Source organism: Pseudoalteromonas distincta (genome assembly GCF_005877035.1).
GTDB classification, from domain to species: Bacteria; Pseudomonadota; Gammaproteobacteria; order Enterobacterales; family Alteromonadaceae; genus Pseudoalteromonas; species Pseudoalteromonas distincta.
On record NZ_CP040558.1, the window covers coordinates 2177409 to 2196476 of the forward strand.

A 19068-nucleotide genomic window follows, 5' to 3' on the forward strand; every position below is an offset into this window, starting at 1 on the left:
AGTATAACAGATTTCGTTATAACATCTGAACTCGAAAAGCAGCGAATGGGGCTAATTTATCTTACTCGCACTTCTTTCAAAGGTCAGATTAATGCGAATAAACATGCCTTTTATTGCTTCTAATTGATTTGAATCGTCAACCGTCTGAGCCAATTCCCCATAAAGATTATCTGACGCTTGCTTAAACTTATTATTAAACTTGCCCTTGGTTGCCAACATAAATGCATCGGCTAATGTACGCTGCCACTCATTTAAATACTTTAGCTTTGTATTACCAGCCAAATTTTCACAAATTGAGTTTAATCGAACCGACGCATGCCCTAAATTTAGAGCGGTTAGTGCAAGATCTGTAATAACGCGTGAGTGTGAACCTTGATCGTAATTAGTTAAGCGTATTAGCCTATCGGCCATGCGGCGGTTATACCAAATACTTGGGGTTGGATGGTTATTTATTTCGAGTAAATCTTTATAAGTAGCCTTAAAAACACGATGAACAAGTAATTGTACACTCGGACCTGTGAATAACTGAAAAATCCAAAATAAAATACTCACCCCCGCAAAAATTGCCATTGCAGAGCTAAGTGTGTAATCGATTGAAAACGCAAGGCTCATATCGGTACTGGGTCTTACCAAAATCGTAAATGGGATACAAAACCCCAAGCCATATGGCAATGTTTGTTGATCAGCTAGCAGCAGTAAACCCAGAAAATAAGGCCCTGCTAATACAAGTAGTAATATTTCTAATTGCCCACCACTTTGTGATAATAAATTGAGTGCGTAAAAAATAGTTACAATAGCAGCAACCACCACGCCTACCAATAAACGCTTTATTACCACCTGTAAAATAGCTAACGGTATTCTCGCCAACATTATCGAAAATATGACCGGTAAAATCATAATTAATAATGCAGCAGAAGAGCCTGTATTAATCCAAATAAATGCGCCGATAGAAAACACCAAAGCAGTTCTAAATCCAACAATTATGCCAGCTAATGGGTCTCGATATGTAAGCATACTGGGTGCATTTAATAATGTTTTATCACGCTCTTCTAACGCTCTGTATGCGCGTAGTAAAATTGTTAAGTCGGCTGCTACTTCTAAGCTCACATTGAGCATGTGAGATTCAAATGGCGAATCACACACCGTATTTGCTCTATAGTCGGTTAGCTCTTTACGCAGCGTTTTAACTTGTTCGGCGCAGTAATCAAAATCGTCAGACTCTTTAATTTGCGCAAATACTTGCTTAAGTTTACTTATTAATTTATCTAAAGTAGGTGTAATAAGGTCTTCGTGGTTTCGCTGTAGGCGACCAATTATTTGAATTAAGGCCAATAAAGAAAGTACTTTTTGCGACAACTGATTTGCAGCACGCGAGCGCCCTGGACCTTTTGGTCCTTCGTACCTTACTGCGCTGGAATCTTCGTTTATTGATCCCAGTGTTGCCATAATGCCATCTATTTGCTGGTGACGGTTTTCGTGAGAGCCCTTAGAATCAAGCTCAATAACTAAATAATGTAACGTTTGATTTATAACCGACCGCGCTTGTGTTTGCAGTAAATGTTTAACCTTTACAGGCCAAAATAGATGACTCACAAGCCCAGCACATACAGACCCTATTATTATTTCGCTTACTCGCGCTTGTGCAATATCAAATATACTTTGGCTGCTCACCATTGCCGGAGTAACCATGACTAAAAGTACAATAATGGCGGCTGTTACACCGGCCATAGCAAACGCATACACAAAGTTTGCTTGGCGTACCATTGCCGATAACGCAGAGTTCACCCCCAACCATAATGCAAGTGCACCGAGCGCTAAATAAGGGTAAAGAATTAGCTGAGTTAAAAGCAATATGCCAAATAAACCGCCCACTATGGTGCCTATTATTTGGCAAATTGCTTTTTCAATAACCAATCCGCTTTGCGGGCGTAATTGCAAAAAAATAGCCGAGACTAACGCCCAATAAGGCCTTTCAAGATTAAGCGACATAGCAATAGTCAGCGCCATCACCATGGCTATAACACCCTTAGTCGCAAAAATAATTGCCTGTTTTTTAGGAAAAAACAAATTTTGGAATACTACGCCCACTGTATTCCCCTTAGCGCGTAGCGAGATGTATAGTGGCGGTCATTCCTGCGCTAAGCTGTGTATTTTCGGGCAATGAATCTAACTTAATATCAACAGGAATACGTTGCGATAAACGTACCCAATTAAATGTTTGTTGCACTTGCGGTAAAAGCTGTCCGTTACTTTGTGTATTCGTATTTGCAATGGCTTTACCTACACTCACTACATGCCCTGTTAATTGCTTACCACCGCTTAGAAGCGCTATTTTAGCTTTTTGATCAGGATAAATAAGCGGTATTTTACTCTCTTCAAAGTAACCCGTTACATAAAATGAATCTGACTGAACAATAGCAAAAACAGGTGTGCCTTGAGCTACATAGTTGCCTTGGCGTAAATTCAAATTAATTATTTGCCCTGATGCAGGCGCAACAATTTTAGTCCGATCAACATTTAACTGCGCAATTGTTTGCTCTGTCTTGGCTAGGTTATAATTTGCCTCAGCAATTTTAGTATTAATACGTGTTGATTCTAGCGTTTCTTCACTAATTGCCTGTTGAGTGTTTAGCTCAACACGTCTTTCGTATTTGTGTTTGGCAAGTTCCCATGTATACAATGCGTTTTCTGTGTTTGCTTTACTTTTATCAAGCGCTGCTTGATAACGCTTTTTATCAACATTAAAAAGTACTTCGCCTTTTTGTACGTTTTGACCATCTTTAATATTTAAAGCAGTTACCCAACCCGACACGTCTGGAGCAACTGTAACTATGTCTGCTCGAATGCGACCGTCGCGCGTCCAAGGGGTATGCATGTAGTCAGTCCATACCCAACGCCCAGCAAAAACCGCAGCTATAACAACCAAGATAGTAAAAGTAATACGCAGATATTTAATCATTCAATTTATCTTCCACTTAGTAATACCAACCCGCAATAATACTTGAGTAATTTGAGGGCTTAAACCTGACGCTAACTGTGTTAAAAACTTCTGATATAGAACAACTAAATAACGAAATTTTTGCCTTGTTATCGACACGGTTTTCTTGCCTCAAAATAGCTCAATTAATTAAACAGATTGGTATAAATAGACGGCGAGTGCCAAGTAACAAACAAATAGTGACACCTCAAACCAAGCCACTTTCCAAATACGGTCATGCCAATCTAGTCGATGCAAAGCAAAACGAGTCAACGCCGTTAAAATAAATGCAATTGGGAAGTAAACAATCAGCGGGCTAAACTCTAATCCCCCTAACACGACTGCTTGAAACATAATAAATATCCTAATGTTATTTAAAGCGGTGATAAAAGCTGTAAAACCTAAATAAATTTACATCCGCACTACTCTTACAATCTATTATTTTGGCATATAAATCAATTAGCTTAATTGTACGTAGGTGTGCTTAATACATAATTAATGCCATTACATTTAAGCAGCACTAACTATGTATAGTAGCTAAATCGCATATTAAAAAGCTAAAGACCCCAGTTACCAGCCAAATACATAAACCAGCGAGGTTTATTTATAAAAAAGTATTAGAGTATTCAACTTAATACTTAAAACGCCTATTTATAGCTGCTTGCAGAAGGGTTGGATAATTATAAACATTGAGTTTTGCACTAAAAATGGGTAAATTAACAAAAAAACAACATGGATATAATTTAATGGAATCAATACACCCTACCCCATCTGAAACAACCCCACCAATAAATGAGCCTGCTGAACCAATTTTTAGCGGAAAAGTGCAATTTAGTGGTAAAGGCGGTGAGTTTTTTGGAATTTGGATTGTAAATATATTACTTAGCGTTATTACGCTTGGCATATATTCGGCGTGGGCTAAAGTACGTACGCATCGCTATTTTTACGGCCACACCCGTATAGATGGTCATAGCTTTGACTACTTAGCAACACCAATACAAATTTTAAAAGGTCGGATTTTAGCGGTTGTTGTATTTTTTATTTATACATTTTCTATTAGCTTTATGCCTATTTTAGGCCTGTTTATTGCTCTTGGTTTTATCTTTTTAATGCCATGGATTATTAACCAAGGTTTACGTTTTAATCTGCGTATGACCCGCCATCGTAATGTTCGCTTTGCTTTTAAAGGCAGTTATGGCGAAGCCTTTGTTAACTTTATACTTTTACCTATTGCAAGCATATTTACGCTTTATTTATTAATGCCTTACGTTATAAAGCGTATTGATAGCTATATACATAGCAATATTAGTTATGGCGACAAACCGCTTACTGTAAATCTAAAAGGCGAGACCTATTACCTCACAGCGCTTATTTGCTTTGTAGTGAGCTCTATCACCATGGTGGTATTTATGGGGATTTTAGGATTATTTGGCCTCAACTTAGTAGATATTGAAAACCAACAAAATTTAGAAAACTCTGCAGCTATGGTTATGCTTCCTATCTTTATGATGATTGCCTATGTGCTAATGATTGCCATTGTTTCTGCTGTATGGCACGCCGCTATTAGAAATCACATTTTTGATAACAGCCATTTTGAAGGCGTTGCTACATTTAAATCAGAGCTAAAACCAATTCCTTTCGCTGTTTTACTATTAACTAATATGTTGGCTATTGTATTTTCTTTAGGGCTTGCATACCCATGGACAAAAGTACGTACATCAAAAATGCTCGCTGATGTAACTAACGTCACTATTTATCCTGGTGCATTAAACCTAATTGATACCGCGCAAGAACAGCAATCATCGTTTGCTGAAGAAGCTGCAAACGTATTTGATATTGACCTTTCTCTAACTTAAGAGCTCACCATGCATGTAAAGGGACATTTTTTCCCCATAGCATCGAGTAACTATCAAGTGTGTGTTGCCACTATTAGCGACACACACATTGAGGTTATCAACGATGAACACGTTATCGCTCGCCACGTAATCTCAAGTCTTAAATTAAGCTCGGGGATGGCAGGACTTGCCGACGAACTAAACTTTGAAGATGGCAGTCGTTTTATTCCTCAAGATGTAAGTTACAGATGGCCATTTAAAGAAAATAACCATCACATAATGGAGCGCCTTGAAAAAAGTAAATGGGCAATTTTAGCCGCAGTAATATTTACACCGCTTTTTATGTGGTTAGTACTTTATAAAGCGGTACCGGCCATTGCTGTTTACAGTGTTGATACCCTGCCACGTAATGTTGTGGAACAGATGGGGGAGCAAAGTTTTACACTAATTAAAAAGATTGCGCTTGACCCAAGTGAGCTGCCCGCAGAGCAGCAAACTAAAGTACAAGCACATTTTACAAGTATGCTTAATGCGTTATCGCTTGATCAATCGGTTTATAGGTTATCGTTTTATAAATCAGACAGCTTTGGTGCTAACGCGTTTGCACTACCCCATGGCCGTATCGTGGTAACCGATGATTTAGCAAATTTACTTGCCGATAAACCCAATGCCTTAAAAGCGGTATTACTACACGAAATGGGCCATGTAGTCCACCAGCATAGCGTACGTATTACAGCACAGTCTGCCGCAAGTACAATTGTGTTAGCGGTTGTATTTGGTGATTTAGAAGGGGTTGCAGAGGTTGCGTTAGGTACAGGTGCATCGTTTGCTCAGCAAGGGTTTTCACGAGATATGGAACGCGAGGCAGATAGCTTTGCACTCACTCAATTAGAGTCGCTTGGGTATTCGAGTAATGATTTTGCTGATGCAATAGAAGCGCTGCAAGAAAGCCATACCAGCGAAAACGAACACCTAGAAAAAGTAAATGACTTATTAGAGTACTTATCTAGCCACCCAAGTGCACAAGAGCGTATTGACAATGCTAGGAAATAATCGCGGTTATATTCAACTTGCTCGCTACATAGTGAGTTTAAGTTGGATATACCACGGCTTTTTTCCAAAGCTTTATCACGTAGCTCCACTTGAAAAATTAATGACTGGCAGTGCTGGTTTTTCAGCCGAAGTGTCTGACTTAATTACACGTTCGGCGGGTGTTGGCGAAATTATATTTGGCTTGTGTTTATTTGTGTTTTATAAACATAAGCATTTGGTAGCTTTAAATATATTGGCGCTTATGGGGCTTTTACTTGCTGTAGTTGTAATGCAGCCACAATTGCTTATTGAAGCATTTAACCCTGTAACTACTAACCTGCCTCTTATTGGGCTAAGCGTTATTTGGTTAAAAGAAATTAAGCAGTTGAATAATCGATATCTCTAAATAAAAAAGGGTATGCAAATGCATACCCTTTTTGTAGTACAAAATTTGTAAAATTAGTACTTATTTTTATGCGTCCACAAATGCAGTAATTCGCTCGCAATGGTTGCTGCAGCAATTGCGGTAAGCTCACTTTGGTCGTACGAAGGTGATACTTCTACCACATCCATACCTACCATGTTTATGCCTTTTAGCGCACGCAGTACTTTAAGTACTTTATCTGACGTTAAACCACCACACACAGGAGTGCCTGTACCAGGCGCAAACGCAGGGTCTAAACAATCTATATCAAACGTTAAGTAAACAGGTAGGTCACCTACTCGCTCAAGTATTTGCGCTGCAATTTCATTTGCATGTAAATCGTTGGCTTGCATTGCATCAATCACAGCAAACTCATGTTTACTTTGATCAAAGTCGGTACGAATACCTATTTGTATACTGTGCTCAACATCAATCAGCCCTTCCATTGGTGCATGATAAAACATAGTGCCGTGATCAAATCGCGAGCCATTGCTATAAGTATCGGTGTGCGCATCAAAATGCACTAACGCCATTTTGCCATGTATTTTTGCATGAGCACGTAATAGCGGAAGCGTTACAAAGTGATCGCCCCCTAAACCTAATAGTGTTTTACCTTGGCGAAGTATTTGATCAGCAGCCATTTCTAGTTGCGCAGTAAAATACTCAGGATCCCCGACAGGGTAAGTAAAGTCCCCTGCATCTGCCACTTTTAAGCGCTCAAACAACGGGAAAGTCCATGGGTATTTAGTGTCTTCCCATGCTAAATGAACCGATGCACGACGAATTGCATCAGGGCCTAAGCGCGCACCAGGGCGGCCCGAGGTCGCTAAATCAAATGGTAAGCCTAAAACCACTACGTCTGCATCAATTGCATTAATGTTTTGCACCATAGGACGACGTAAAAACGTCATCCCATTTGAGTACAATGAGTGATCTGCGTGACCAAACAAAGTTGACATTGCTTATAACTCTTCTAAATAAGTGTAGCCATCAAGGCCGCTTTGCAACTCGTCTAAAACGCTTTGCTGTTCGTGTTTTTCAATTTTAGTGCTTACTAACTGCTCGTATGATTGCTGAAAACTTTCAACATCTAAATGTACATAGCGCATCATATCGGCAACAGTGTCACCTTGGTTTATCTCGGTAATACTTGCAACGCCTTGCTCATCCATATTAACAATTGCGCTGTGCGTATCGCCAAACAAGTTATGCATGTCACCTAAAATTTCTTGATAAGCACCCACCAAGAAAAATCCCATTAAATAAGGTTTATCAGCACTAAACTCTGGCACTGGTAGTGTACTTTCAATACCTTGTCCATCTACGTAATGCTCAAGTGCGCCGTCTGAATCACAGGTTATATCAAGTAATACGGCACGTTTTTTTGGCGCTTCAGTTAAGCCACTTAATGGCAATACCGGAAACACTTGATCAATGCCCCATGCATCTGGAAGCGATTGAAATAACGAGAAGTTTACAAAAAACTTATCGGCTAAACGTACGTTTAACTCGTCAATAATCGGACGATGAAAACGGTTTTTATTATCCATGTGCTTGTTGAGTTCATAACAAATACGAATATTAATTTGTTCAGCCCATGCACGCTGCGATAAGTCTAATAAACCGAGTGCAAACTGGTTATGCGCTTCAGCTAAGTCACCTTGGCTATCGTGATAAATTTCAATTAATGCACGGTCATCCGTTAAATCAGTTAACTGTACAAACGATGCCCACATATTTTTTAATAACAGGGGGGCATCTGCCGCTGGAGCTACTAACTCTTCTGGCGTGTAACTTTCAGTACCAATAACATTAGAAATAAGCACAGCATGATGCGCCGTAAGCGCACGACCCGACTCAGAAATAATAGTCGGCATTGGTTGCTCATATTGCTTACATGTATCACCAATGGTGTACACAATGTTATTCGCATATTCAGCTAAACTGTAATTCATAGAGTTATGTGACTGGCTACGCGTGCCGTCGTAATCAACAGCTAAACCACCGCCTACATCAAGACAATTAATTTCTGCGCCTAATTTACGTAGCTCACAGTAAAAACGCGCAGCTTCGCTTACACCTAAACGTACGTCACGAATGTTCGCCATTTGTGACCCTAAGTGAAAATGCACTAGCTGCAATAAATCAAGCTGGTTTGCGCCTTTTAAACGATTAACTACATGTAAAACTTGCGATGCAGATAAACCAAATTTTGATTTTTCGCCGCCACTCGCTTGCCACTTACCTTTACCTTGCGACGCTAAACGTACACGAATACCAATGCGTGGTTTTACGTTAAGCTCTTTTGCTTGGCTAAGGACCATGTCTAGCTCAGAAAGCTTTTCAAGTACGATATACACTTTATGACCTAGCTTTTCGCCAATAAGTGCTAAACGTACGTACTCTTTATCTTTGTAGCCATTACATACAATAACAGCGCTGGTTTTTTCAGCCAGTGCTAGTACCGTTAGTAATTCAGGCTTGCTGCCGGCTTCTAAACCAAGTTGCTTTTTTTCTACTTGTGCTTGGCTTGCTACTATTTCTTCAACCACTTCACGTTGTTGGTTTACTTTTATTGGGTAAACTAATAGGTAGTCTTTAGGGTAACCATAGTTTTCAATCGCAGTATTAAATGCGCCGCATAAGCTGTGTACACGATGGTGTAAAATTTGCGGAAAACGAACTAAGGCAGGTAAGCTTAAACCTTTATCTTGTAGTTGCTTTGCGATATCTGTTAGTGCAATGGTTTGCTCTGGGGCATGAGCCTTGGGCGCAACATACACATCACCTTGATCATTAATACCAAAAAAACCTTGGCTCCAATGACGAACATTGTAGCTCGTACGAGCTTGTTCTAGTGATGTTGTCTCTTTCATTTATCTTTCTCTTTTATTTAATTAATGCCGACTCGGCTAGTGCCGCGCATTAAAAGAAAAATAGAGATTCAAGTCCAACAAGTATTTTTACTCGTAACGAGTGATTTTTGATGTTAAAAAAATAACCAAACAACTATTGCCCGCTAGCATATATAAAACAGGACTTTGATGATTTTTAAAGATAAGAAAAGTTATAAAAAATGGCTATTTTTAAATGACTCATTATAAATTTTATTAGTAAAAATGAATGAGCTCGTTCAATAAAATTCATCTTGAGTTACTTTGTTTATAAAATTTACTTTTGATCGGTTAGAGCAAGGCGTTCTCAACACCTCAATTACTTACAGTTTAGCCAACGTGTTGTGGCCAAGTAATACCTATGTATTCTGCAAAGTGAATAAAAACTGCACGTCAAAAACGCTTAGCATACATCCACCAGCTTCAATCATTACTTGGCGCATATGTAGCGTTAGGTATTGCCTGTGGTATTGAAAGTGGGAAATTGCAGTAGTGTATAAGCGAATTCGATTAATTGAGTATAAGCTAGCTATGCACTTTTTGGGGCGAACATAATTATAGACATACCTAGCAGTGCAACTAGACCACCGATAATATCCCACATAGTAAGCTTTACGCCATCTACAACCCATAACCATAATAGCGCAACGCAAATATATACGCCGCCATAAGCTGCATACACACGCCCGGCAGCAGTAGGATGTAAAGAGAGCAACCATGCAAATAGTGCCAAACTTAACGCTGCAGGAATTAAAAGTAAAATGCTCTTATCTTGTTTTAGCCAAAGGTAGGGCAAATAGCAACCCACTATTTCTGCTAAGGCTGTAATAGTAAAAAGTGCGATTGTTTTTAATTCAAACATAATGCTCCGCGCAAAAATAACAAGCATAACAATCAATACAAATTGTTATGCTTAGTATTCGTTATGAATCTGCGTTGTTATTCGCTAAGCGCCATGGTGGCAAGTTTCATTGTGCTTTCAAACGACTTAGTGCCCGCTATAAATAAACCATTATGGCAAAACACAGCGTCATCAATACCTGTTTCATCTACGAACGCTTGATCAGATAAACCAGACCATGCTTTAGGAAGCGATTTTCTATCTTCAAACGAGCCAGGCTCAACGGGTACTGTTTGTAATATCCATTGCCCAGAATGCGATGGGTAAACCATGTATAGCGCCTCACTTGATAAAATATGCACTGTTTTTTTCCACGGTGTGTACTTTTCAAGCACGATTACTCTGGCATCGTCTGCATTTTCAATTGCTTTGGCGACAATCTCTTTTGCATTAACACTACCGTGAGCTGAGGCGATAAAACGAATGAGCATACGTGCTGCAAATTCAACGGCTTCATCAAAGCAGGTATCAAAGTTACTTTCTTCTTCCCATGTAGGGTTAAACATTGAAATTGTTTGGCTCAAGCTTATCCCTTTTGATACACCTTCAACATGACCACAATCAATGGCGTCAATAGTTGAAACTAAGCCTGAATCCACTCTATCAGCAACGGCCTGGTTATCATCACACAGTGCTAAGCCGTATTTTTTCCACACTAAACCAAATGATGAAAAAGGAATGCCATTTTCTCGCTCGCCTGCACCACCACGTTGATGATGATCAAAGCGATTAGTTTCAGGATCGTATTCCCCACCTACATCTATTACGTAGTCGGCACTTTCTATAAGCGCTTTATCGCGTGTGCGTACCAATTTAAACGTTGGCAAAACATGTTTAAGTACCGCAATACTAAAAACGTCATCTGCATGAAAATTACCATTGTGGGTTACTACTGTTATTTCGCTCATTTGTTTATTGCTACTTTTAGAAAAGATAAAAATTCTCGCTTTGTAAGTTAGTCACTAATTATCGAGGCAGATTTTATACGAAGACAGGTGTTAAAAACAGTGAAGTATTTTTGCATCACTATAAAAGCTGCTTTTATAGTTACTAGTTTGAGTATGACTTTTATTACAAGATAATAATGAAGGCAGATATTTACGACACATTAAGCTTTAACATGTCGCAGCGTTAATGAACTTATTTACTAAGCCCTAATTCCATAAAAACACTTTGTGGATTATCTACATATGAGCCAAAACTGCTACAGCGTTTAAAGCCTAAATTTTCATATAAATTGATTGATTTTATTTGTTTTGGGCCTGTTTCTAAGCGTATTAACGGGATTTGTTTTTCGCCAGCTTGATGCAATAAAATCTGCATAATACGTCTTGATAGCCCTTTACCACGATGACTTGGTTTTACATATAAACGTCTTATTTCGCCATAAGGCTGAGTATCAAATTTCTCTACAATCGCACCGCAGGCAATAATACCTTCTTCAGTTTTTAAACCAATAGCGTACACATTAGGTAAGGTTAATTCGTTTAACTCCAGAGACTGTGCGGTAGCAACAGGATATAAAGAGTTTATAAGTCGGTCTATATCATCAAATACATTTACCACGTCGGGATCATTCGGGTTCAAATCGACTAACTGCATAAAGCTTCCATTCATTGTTATAAGTTTATTAAGCTTTAAATAATATATTTAAGCGGTCATAGCTTAGCATTGTTTAATTAAAAAATCTTTACTCCTTATTTAGCATATGAGTTATAACATTTCACCAGCTAAAAGAGCAAAAGTGGCCTAGCAAGTGTGTGAATTTTGCTAGGTTATTACTAATTAATTAATAAATAGTAGTCTTCAAGTATTATTGCGCATTGGTATTAGCGCTATGCCATTTTGCATAGCCTTCTTTATCCATCGGCCTTGCAATTAAGTAGCCTTGCATGGCGTCAATATTCATTTTTTTAAGTAAGTCATATTGTTCTGTTGTTTCTACGCCCTCTGCAACTACCTCTAAGTTTAAGCTTTTTCCTAAACTGATAATTGTTTGCGCAATATTAAAGCCAACCGTGCTATCTAAAATTTTATCAATAAAGCTTTTATCTATTTTTAATTCTTTAACAGGAAACGCACTTAAGTACGCTAAGCAGGAGTAACCGGTTCCGAAATCATCAATCGAAAATAAAAAGCCAGCGGCAATGAGTTCTTTCATTTGTCTAATTGTATAATCTATATCGCTTGAGAGCATTGACTCAGTTATTTCTAACTTAATTTGCTGCGCTCGAATATCAAATTTATTGATAGTGCTAAACAGCTCTCCTTTTAAATTTGATGAATTAAACTGGCTTTGACTAATATTAATTGAAACACTAAACGAGTCGTCAATTATGTTATCTGCTTTAAGTTCGTTTATTAAAATACATATATCATGTAAAACAATATTTTGTAGTTTTTGAATAAGCCCGTATTGCTCTGCAATTGGTATGAATTCGTTTGCCGCTATTAACCCTTTTTGAGGATGGTTCCACCTAATGAGTGCTTCAGCACCAATAACATCACCATACGTATTTACCTGAGGCTGAAAATAAGCACAAAACTCATCAGATGCAATCGCTCTGACTATATCGGTTTCTAGTTCAGTTTGTTTTTCAAGCAGTGTTTGTAAGGCTGGATCGTAAAAGCTACTGCTATTCCCCCCTTTATTTTTAGAACGATACATAGCCGTGTCTGCAAATTTTAATATATTGCCTGCCTGCGCATTTACGCTATCAATTAGACAAATACCTATGCTGCAGCTTACTTGAAATGCAAGGTTGCCCACTTCAAATTTATCATGAAAAGCTCTTTGAATCTCTTTGGCTACTATTTTGCACTTGATGCTCGCCTGCTGTGTATTTTCTCCAACGTGTTTTAGTAAAATAATAAACTCATCGCCACCCGCTCTGGCCAACGTATCAGATCCTTTTATTATTGCGCTTAACCTTTTTGATAATTCCACAAGTACTTCATCACCCGCACTGTGCCCAAGTGAGTCATTAATACGCTTAAAATTATCTAGGTCTAAAAATAATAACGCCCCTATATTTTTATCTCGCTTAACACTCTCCACACACATGCTTAATCTGTCGCTAAGCATTCTTCTATTTGGAAGATTCGTTAATGGGTCGTAAAAGGCAAGCTTATGTACTTCTTGTTCGGCCTTTTTCTTTATTGAAATATCTCTGGCCATCCATACTACGTGCCTTTTTGTAGGACTATTGGGGTGGTAATGATCTAATGCAGCAGCCCTGCCTTCAAAAACTATATTGCCCTTTGGTACAGCTAATTCATATTCAAAAATTTGCGTCTCGTTAGTCGAGAGTGTTTTTTTAATAACGTCCATTATCATTTGTGCATCGTCTTGGGAGAGCAGGTCCTTAACACTTTGACCAATAAGGTCCTTGCTTGAATCAAGCAGTAACTCATTAGAGGTACCATACACATCGGTATAAATTCCCTCTTCACTTAAAATAAGGATGAGATCGGGCATTACCTTAGTGAAGGCTTTAAACTTTTCATTACTTTGCTGTAAATTCGCGAGAAGCTGTTTTGCTTTGTTAAATTCGTTACTTTTTTCAAGAGCGATACTAGAAAAGTGCACAAAAAAATCGATTAACTCTAAATCTTGCTTTGATGGTGATTTAGGAGTGCTGTGATAGATAGCAAAGGTGCCTAATAAATCGGCTTGAGTTGAAAAAATAGGCGTTGACCAACATGACTTAAGACCAAACTTTAGTGCTAAGTCTTTAAAGTCCTCCCACAGCGGTGAAGTTTCGATATTTTCAACAATAGTGCGCGATTTCGAAAATGCAGTAGTACCACATGAGCCCACTTTTGGCCCTATATAGACTCCATTAAGCAAACTACAGTACTCTGGATGAATATTAGGAGCTGCGCAATGAAAAAGCTGCTGGCCTTTAACTGATAAGATTGAACACCTAGCGGATTCATCATCAATAATCTGCTCGATTGATGAACAAATTTCAGTAAGCACCTCACTTAAAGGTACCCCTAATGCTATTTTAGATAAAATGCCTTGCTGGTGAGATAATAACTTTTTTAACCTATCCGTACCCATTTTCCTTTACCCGTATTATTTATACACATTGAAACAACAAAAGCTTTAATCAAGCGCTTTTTTCTTACGCAGTAAAGTTCAGTATAGTCATGATTAGTAAGTTTTTTATTTTATTGGCAAAAAATAATCGGGCCTGTCTTAAATAATCATAGTTGCATATTACTGAACACCTATTGTTACTATATAAACAAAACCACAATATTAAAGCTAACACTTTGTTACTTAAAAGTACTGTTCAAAATTTTTAAGCTATTTATACTATAAGTAATGGTAAATATTTTTTGAGGTTACAGTGCAGATCACACAAGGTATGGAATACTTTTTTTCGGGGTTTAAATTAATTAGCCAAAAAGGGCTAAAGCGTTTTGTCCTTATTCCGCTATTAATTAATATTTTGCTGTTTGGTAGCTCGCTGTTTTTTTTAGTTGGCTGGTTAAGTGATAGTTTTAGCTACATAAACATCATGCTCCCCGAGTGGTTAAGCTGGTTAGAGTGGCTAATGTGGCCTATTGCTGTATTAGTTGTTTTGTTTAGCTATAGTATGCTCTTTACAGTTATCACTAATTTTATTGCAGCCCCTTTCAATGCGCTCTTGAGTGAAAAAGTTGAGCTTCACCTAACAGGTCAAAAAATTAACGATGACGGCTTTACCGAACTAGTTAAAGATATACCTCGCATGCTTGCCCGTGAGTGGACAAAACTATGCTACTACCTTCCTCGCGCAATTGGCTTTTTTATATTGTTATGGGTTTTACCGGTCATTGGTCAAATACTATGGGTGTTGTTTACTTGTTGGATGTACGCAGTTCAATACGAAGACTATGCGTTTGATAATCATAAAATTGACTTTAAGCAAATGAAAGACGATTTAAAATCTAAGCAAGGTTTATCATACGGATTTGGTTTTGCTGTTATGTTGTTAACTGCTATCCCTTTTATAAACTTAATAGTTATGCCAGTCGCAGTGTGCGGCGCAACACGTTTATGGGTAGATAACTATCGTCCAAAATATCGCAGTTAATTAAAAGGTTGCTAACTTTTTTAATATCCGAAGGACACCGCACCCTAGATTAAAAAGCACCTAAGGTGCTTTTTTTAATCTATTTTTAAAGCAATAAACTCAAGCGATGCACGCCTTGGTAATGCATTGCTTTGTTTATCTACTTCTTCAAATTTTTTAATCAAAATACTAAAGCGCTGATTATTAATATTAACGGCTGTAACTTCACCAATTTTTATACTGTAGTTTTGCTGCTGATCAAACAGCTTTAGTATTTGACCTTTTACACGCTCTACGTATAAATAAGGTGTTTGGTCTGGCATCTTTAAACGAATGACATTGATTTTACTTAGTTCATGTACCGCGACCCAATGCTGACTCTGCATTAACGTATTATAACGGCTAATACCCTCAGGCTGATAAACAACATCTTGGCTTATAACGCATGTATTACAATCCTTTACTGATTCAATTCGCCAGTCAACAGCTGTATTTTTATAATACAAATTATCATTTTTTAGTAACCACTCACGTGCATTGTTAGTATCGCTACACGCTATTAGTAAGCTAAAAAAACTACTCAAGATAATAAACTTAGTGCTTAGCATTGGCTTCATACTATTGCTCTTTAATTGCTTTTAATTCAGCAATAATTGCACTACTTGGCTGTGCTTCTTTTATATAACTGGGCAGCGTTTCAATATTAGCAGGCGAGCTTTGTAAATTATGCACCTTACTGTTATTTGTATTTGGCACGCCAAATCGATTACCTGCACTTTGCATATAAAACTGTAAATTAAGCACGCTCCACTCATCTACATCACTCAGTATTGATATTGTATTATCTTGGTTAGTATCAAAGCTGGTTAAGCTTTCGGTGTTAATTGCATTACAATTAAAATCAACTGGTAGTGAGCTATTTCTATTTAACCCCTGTACTTCAAGTATGGTGCTTTCATTTAAATCTGCTGAACTACCATTTGAATAATCAATAATAAAATCATCCGTAGAGCCTAAATGACTATTAGTATTTGGTGCAATATCGCAACTAGCATTGCCTGGGTAAAAACGCTCATAGTAGCGATCGCCTTCGTTATTACCTATTGTTGATAAACCCGCTAATTGATATAAATAGTTCATAGAGCTTAAATGATTAGGCTTAAAATTAACTTCTTCATCACCGCCATGGTATAAACCTAAGTTATGACCTAACTCATGAAATATTGTTGATGCTTGATAATTATAAGTTACATTGGTTGCTACTTGCGTATCAAGCGTTAAACCCCAGCCTCCCATAGTTACCATTAAATCATTACCGCTTATCTCAGCAATACCCGACCCACTAATACTACCGTCTTCGTTACCACTACTTGCCATTAATAAATAATGGAAAATGGGCCTGCGAGTTATATCGCTAAATTCCATTTTATAAGCAAATAAATTAGGGCTACTTAAATCGTATTCAAACGGGGTATAGCTGTTAAAAGGGACAAGATTTCCGCCACCTAAATCAAAGTTTTGCGGTGCTGTATTTGTATTTCGATCAAACAAATCACCTACGTCAAAGTGGACTGTATAGCCTTTTCCTGCAAAAACAGTGGCTACTTTTTCAAGTGCAGTTCGATGTGGAGTAATACCTACATCAGTGCTGTCCATATAATCAACTTCAATAAATATATCTTTTTGTGAGGTACGCGCCCCCCACTCATAAAGTGGTAAACCCGCGAATGTTGTACCCTGTTGCTCAGCGCAATCAGGAATACCATCCTCATCATCATCTATTGTGCAATTTATATTGTTTGGCCCAGCGGGTGTGTTAAACACAGAATAACTCCAATCAGTACTTTGATTAGTGTCTGTCGCATTAAGCTCGCGCTTTAAGCTGCCTCCTTGCTCGGAGATGATTTGCTCTGCGTTACCACCTTGCCATTGTGATGGCGTTACTGGTTCTTGTACTGAGTTACCAAATTTTACAAAGTCGATTGTTTGTGTACCTGCACTATTAAGTAATTCTACGAAACCGTTTATGTACCAATAAGGTCTAATTTCATCACTAGCATTACCCACAAGCGCTATTTTAGGATTGTTAACTGATGCATTGACTAAAAAATCATCTCCAAACTTGCTTTGTAAAATAAGGTACTCACCATTTTCAAGCTCTTTATTGGGCAGTGAAAAAGTTGTCTGCGCACTAGTCGAGCTATTAATCATATTAATACTGCGGGTTTTAAGCGAATAACTCTGTAAGTTTACAGCAGCCCCTGTGCCGTTATAAATTTCAATCCAAGGTAAGTCGTTACTAAATTGCACAGAAGAAACTTCAGTTATTTTTATATCTTGGCTAGAGGTCGTAAAAGAAGTAGCTGTTTGCGTTTCAATGGCCGTATCATCAAAATTAGTTAAATCAGCTGTAACACGGACAATATATTGGCTATCTTCATTAAAGCTTGCGCTTACATTTACAGTATGAAAATAAGTACTTGTGTCACTAGTAGTACCCGACAAACTTTCAATATTTAAGGCCAAGCAAGTAGTAAAATCATCTACGGACACTTGTACACTTCCTGTACAAGCACCACTACTAGAATTAACTGCTAAAGTGCTCGTTAGCATAATATCTGAAAATGTAATACTAACAGGGCTATCTACAAGGACTGGGTCATTATTATTTTGGGGTGTTACATTACTAATTGTTGCGGGCGTTGAATCAACCACAGTAATATTCAGGGTAAATTCGGTTGTGTCTTTTGAATCAGACGCAGTTAACGTATAGCTTTGTGAAGTGATACTGTTTGCAGGAGGCGTGTAGCTAAAAAGTAAGGCTTGTGCATCAATAACACTAATTTGTGCACCATTTAAATCATCACCAAAATCAATCTGAACGGTATCGTTATCAGCATCGCTAACTACTAAACTAAATTCTGTGGCTTGATTATATTGCACGCTAATACTTACATCATCTGCAGCTGGTGGATTGTTTGGTGCTAATACTACAACTGTTTTTTGAGCGCTATTTGTAGCGTTATCGTCATCGGTTACAGTAACCACAAATGTAATATTGGTATTTTGTGCAACAGTGGGCGCATTAAAGTTAATGCTTGTTTGTGTTTGAGTAAGTTCAACTACAGGACCACTTATTTGCTGCCAAGTTATGCTATTAATACTACCATCGCTGTCTTGTGCATCTGCAACTAGGGTTACGCTGTCATCTTTTTCAGCTTCTTCCGGGCCTGTAACAATGACTGTTGGCGCGCTATTTACTTGATTAATTAAAACCGTTTTACTCGCTTGAGCGCTTTTACCTGCATTGTCAGTTACGGTTACGCTAAAACCTAGCGTTGTATTTTCAGATACATTAGGGGCGGTAAAACTAAGGACTCCATCAGTTTGTGAAAACTCAACATTGTCCCCAGCAGACTGAATCCAATTAATATTACTTATAGTGCCATCTGTATCTTGAGCGTTAGCAACTAAACTAACTAGTGTGCTGGCAAGTGCGCTACTTGGGCCTGTTATATTAACTGTAGGAGCATTATTTTGAGAGGTGATAGTGCCTGAAAAAACTTGTTGTGCAGTAGCACCTGAGTTGTCAGTAACTGTAACCGAAAAGCTAAAGGTCGTATCGGTTGTTACACTAGGTGCAGTGGCTGTAAGCGTGTTACCGTTAGAGGTAAACGTAAACTCGGGCCCGCTAAGTTGTTGCCATTGATAGCTGGCAATTTGTCCGTCGCTATCACTTGCAAGCGCTGTAATAGTAAATGATTGATTAGAAGTAATAACGTTACTGCTAACCGAAAGCGTAACACTGGGCGCAGTGTTACCAGGGGCCGTAGTTGAATCACTACCTTCGCCTCCCCCGCCACAACCTGTGATTAAAAGTGATAAAAAAAGTAAACTTAGCCATTTATTAATATTGTTTTTTACCACTTTTAGCCTCTA

The 19068-nt window shown here is 38.2% G+C and carries 15 protein-coding genes; 4 read left to right on the forward strand and 11 right to left on the reverse strand.

The features are described from left to right. Window positions 1-51: 51 nt before the first annotated feature. The 3 genes from FFU37_RS09640 to FFU37_RS09650 all read right to left on the reverse strand — a co-directional run bounded on the left by FFU37_RS09640 (window position 52) and on the right by FFU37_RS09650 (window position 3331). Window positions 52-2088 carry an FUSC family protein gene (locus tag FFU37_RS09640; RefSeq protein ID WP_138489374.1) on the reverse strand — a complete coding sequence of 679 codons (2037 nt, stop codon included), beginning with the start codon at window positions 2086-2088 and terminating at the stop codon, window positions 52-54. A 10-nt stretch (window positions 2089-2098) separates the two neighbouring features. Further along, window positions 2099-2959 (reverse strand): efflux RND transporter periplasmic adaptor subunit, encoded by an 861-nt coding sequence (locus FFU37_RS09645; RefSeq protein WP_138489375.1) that lies wholly within the window; start codon window positions 2957-2959, stop codon window positions 2099-2101. Window positions 2960-3127: 168 nt separating this feature from the next. Next, window positions 3128-3331 carry a DUF1656 domain-containing protein gene (locus FFU37_RS09650; RefSeq protein WP_024605434.1) on the reverse strand — a complete coding sequence of 68 codons (204 nt, stop codon included), beginning with the start codon at window positions 3329-3331 and terminating at the stop codon, window positions 3128-3130. A gap of 392 nt (window positions 3332-3723) precedes the next feature. Here FFU37_RS09650 and FFU37_RS09655 point away from each other — a divergent pair, with 392 nt between their 5' ends. Genes FFU37_RS09655 through FFU37_RS09665 form a run of 3 tightly spaced genes read left to right on the forward strand, consistent with a single transcriptional unit; the run spans window position 3724 to window position 6250 of the window. Further along, entirely contained in the window at window positions 3724-4833 is a 1110-nt protein-coding gene (locus FFU37_RS09655) for a YjgN family protein (protein ID WP_002958576.1), read from the forward strand. Between the two features lie 9 nt (window positions 4834-4842). Next, window positions 4843-5865, forward strand: coding sequence for a M48 family metallopeptidase (locus FFU37_RS09660; RefSeq protein ID WP_175413898.1), 1023 nt, complete (start codon window positions 4843-4845; stop codon window positions 5863-5865). Then, a complete protein-coding gene (locus FFU37_RS09665; protein ID WP_039489383.1) occupies window positions 5852-6250 on the forward strand; it encodes a DoxX-like family protein in 399 nt (132 codons plus the stop codon). The genes FFU37_RS09660 and FFU37_RS09665 overlap by 14 nt, the downstream gene beginning before the upstream one ends. A gap of 53 nt (window positions 6251-6303) precedes the next feature. On the opposite strand, the gene speB is transcribed toward FFU37_RS09665, so the two are convergent. The 6 genes from speB to FFU37_RS09695 form a co-directional block, all read right to left on the reverse strand. Further along, entirely contained in the window at window positions 6304-7227 is a 924-nt protein-coding gene (speB, locus tag FFU37_RS09670; RefSeq protein ID WP_008138249.1) for an agmatinase, read from the reverse strand. A 3-nt stretch (window positions 7228-7230) separates the two neighbouring features. Next, the gene (gene speA, locus FFU37_RS09675) at window positions 7231-9144 is read right to left on the reverse strand and encodes a biosynthetic arginine decarboxylase (protein WP_138489376.1); all 1914 of its coding nucleotides are present in this window, start codon (window positions 9142-9144) and stop codon (window positions 7231-7233) included. 547 nt (window positions 9145-9691) lie between these two features. After that, complete coding sequence (locus FFU37_RS09680; RefSeq protein ID WP_138489377.1) at window positions 9692-10024, reverse strand: YnfA family protein; 333 nt, start codon at window positions 10022-10024, stop codon at window positions 9692-9694. A gap of 77 nt (window positions 10025-10101) precedes the next feature. Beyond that, window positions 10102-10971 (reverse strand): MYG1 family protein, encoded by an 870-nt coding sequence (locus FFU37_RS09685; protein ID WP_138489378.1) that lies wholly within the window; start codon window positions 10969-10971, stop codon window positions 10102-10104. Window positions 10972-11203: 232 nt separating this feature from the next. Continuing rightward, on the reverse strand, window positions 11204-11665 hold the full coding sequence (locus tag FFU37_RS09690) for a GNAT family N-acetyltransferase (RefSeq protein WP_002958569.1): 462 nt from the start codon (window positions 11663-11665) through the stop codon (window positions 11204-11206). A 211-nt stretch (window positions 11666-11876) separates the two neighbouring features. Continuing rightward, a complete protein-coding gene (locus tag FFU37_RS09695; RefSeq protein ID WP_039489373.1) occupies window positions 11877-14129 on the reverse strand; it encodes a sensor domain-containing phosphodiesterase in 2253 nt (750 codons plus the stop codon). Window positions 14130-14439: 310 nt separating this feature from the next. On the opposite strand from FFU37_RS09695, the gene cysZ reads away from it, so the two are divergent. Continuing rightward, window positions 14440-15150 (forward strand): sulfate transporter CysZ, encoded by a 711-nt coding sequence (cysZ, locus tag FFU37_RS09700; protein WP_175413922.1) that lies wholly within the window; start codon window positions 14440-14442, stop codon window positions 15148-15150. A gap of 74 nt (window positions 15151-15224) precedes the next feature. On the opposite strand, the gene FFU37_RS09705 is transcribed toward cysZ, so the two are convergent. Both FFU37_RS09705 and FFU37_RS09710 read right to left on the reverse strand, forming a co-directional pair. Next, on the reverse strand, window positions 15225-15746 hold the full coding sequence (locus FFU37_RS09705) for a hypothetical protein (protein ID WP_138489380.1): 522 nt from the start codon (window positions 15744-15746) through the stop codon (window positions 15225-15227). A gap of 1 nt (window position 15747) precedes the next feature. Continuing rightward, window positions 15748-19056 (reverse strand): PKD domain-containing protein, encoded by a 3309-nt coding sequence (locus FFU37_RS09710; protein ID WP_138489381.1) that lies wholly within the window; start codon window positions 19054-19056, stop codon window positions 15748-15750. Between the last annotated feature and the right edge of the window lie 12 nt (window positions 19057-19068).